Below are 1,946 nucleotides of genomic sequence, written 5' to 3'. Positions count from 1 at the left end.
GGGTCCGGGTCGTCACGGAGCTGACCAGGGACGACACCGTCGCCCAGCAGGTGACCACCGACCTGCTGCGCCGCCCGACCGTCGCCCGGACGGCCATGCGGGACGACACCACCCGGATGCTCGTCAACCGCGCCCAGTTCGACAACTCCCACGAGATGCGCGACCGGATCCGGGAACGCACTCCGGCTGTCCGCGCGATCGAGCACACCATCGAGTACCTCGACCTGGTCGGTTCCTGCCACGGCTTCGTGGCCACCCTCGGCCGCCTGGTCCCGCAGCTGCGGGGGCAGGAGTTCACCGAGGATGAGCGCGAGACCGTGCGTCGGCAGATCGGCCGTGTCCGGGCTGCGGCGGACTGGCTCGAAGGCGCCCTCGACAACGGCGAGTTCACCCTGGATGAGCAGCTCGTCCAGCTACTTAAAGGCGAGTAGGCCATGCCGCGACGCCGGGAGACTCGGCCGCTGGCCGAGTACTACGGCGACCTGGTCCGCGTCGCCCTGATGGAAGCACGCCCCGCTGGCCTGCACACCTACCAGCTCATGTCCGCCACCCGCCTCACCCGCTCGCAGGTCGGCCGCGGTATCCGGCACGTCCGCGACGTCGTTGCCGCCGAGAACCTGACCCCGATCACGTGGACCCGCAGGGACGGCTACATGTTCTCCGACGACCCCGCCGACTGGATCGATTACGACAAGCGGCAGTTCCGGCAGATCCTCGGCCGGCTCACGCGGGTGATCACGGGCACGCTCGATCCCCACCTGGCCCACTACCCCGACGACGAATGGGCCCAGCTCGCCACCGCCCAGCTCACCGGCGTCCGCGCCACCCTCGCCCAGCTCTCCAAATAGCCTCGTCCATCGCCGATTACCTCTGCCGAGCCCGCCATGCCCGCTTCATCCCGTCGCCGCCGCTACCCGTCCGACACCTCCGTTGCCGAATGGGCTCTGCTGGAACCCCTCTTGCCGGTCCCGGCCTGCCAGACCAAGACCGGCGGGCACCCGGAGAAGTGGCCGCGGCGGGAGATCGTTGACGGCATCCGCTACATCGTCGACAACGGCGCGAAGTGGCGGGCTCTGCCTGCGGATTTCCCCCCGTGGGAGACGGTTTACGGGTTTTTCTGGAGGTGGAACCGGGCCGGGGTGGTCACCTACATCCGTGACCAGCTCCGGCGCCGGATCCGTACTGGCAAGGGCCGCTGCCCTCACCCGGTGACGCTGATCGTGGATTCCCAGTCGGTCAAGGGCGCCTCCACCGTCGGCCAGAACAGCCGTGGCTACGACGCCGCGAAGAAAATCAACGGCCGCAAGCGACATATCACTGTGGACACGCTCGGCCTGCCCGTGATGATCACGGTGACGCCCGCCGACCTCCAGGACCGCGATGCCGCCCGCGACGTCTTCTGGCGCCTGCGCCTCACCCAGCCGCAGATCACCCAGGTCTGGGCCGACCGCGGCTACGCCGGCGATCTCGTGGACTGGACTCGCGAACGCCTCTGGCTTACCCTGCGCATCGTCTCCCGGCCCAAAGGCACGAAGGGCTTCGTCGTGCTGCCCCGCCGCTGGAAAGTCGAGCGGACGATCGGCTGGTGCATGAACGCCCGCCGCAACGCACGCGACTATGAACGGCTACCCCAGCACTCCGAAGCCCACCTGAACTGGGCACTCATCACCATGATGACCCGACGCCTGACCCGCAAAAGCCCGCGGACCAGCCAGTGGACGAGGAAAACTCTTACGTGATCAGAAGCAGTTACGTCACGTGGCTGAAACGCGTTGGACCAGTCGTGGCGATGGTGCATCTCTGAACAAGTACTCCCCCGAGCCGAGTACATCCGGGATCATGAAGCATGCTCCCGGATGACTGGCAACTCACCAAAGACGTCGACGACTTCCTCGCCCGAGCCGGAGACTTCCTGCGCTCGCGGCCCGCCCTGCACAACATGTCAC

General features: G+C 67.5%; 3 protein-coding genes and 1 pseudogene. All 4 read left to right on the top strand.

Annotated features, from left to right (window positions below; genetic code table 11):
* A partial coding sequence (locus ACTWQJ_RS50920) for a DUF6192 family protein (protein ID WP_443313122.1) occupies nucleotides 1-431 on the top strand: 431 nt, incomplete at its 5' end.
* 3 nt (nucleotides 432-434) lie between these two features.
* A complete protein-coding gene (locus tag ACTWQJ_RS50915; RefSeq protein WP_443313121.1) occupies nucleotides 435-848 on the top strand; it encodes a hypothetical protein in 414 nt (137 codons plus the stop codon).
* A gap of 36 nt (nucleotides 849-884) precedes the next feature.
* Nucleotides 885-1,739 (top strand): IS5 family transposase, encoded by an 855-nt coding sequence (locus ACTWQJ_RS50910; protein WP_443313120.1) that lies wholly within the window; start codon nucleotides 885-887, stop codon nucleotides 1,737-1,739.
* A 107-nt stretch (nucleotides 1,740-1,846) separates the two neighbouring features.
* A pseudogene (locus tag ACTWQJ_RS50905) lies at nucleotides 1,847-1,946 on the top strand (GNAT family N-acetyltransferase); the annotation flags it as partial.

The sequence above is a fragment of the Streptomyces sp. KR55 genome, assembly GCF_052245645.1.
Lineage (GTDB): Bacteria > Actinomycetota > Actinomycetes > Streptomycetales > Streptomycetaceae > Streptomyces > Streptomyces flavusporus.
This window is presented reverse-complemented; position numbering and strand designations above follow the sequence as displayed.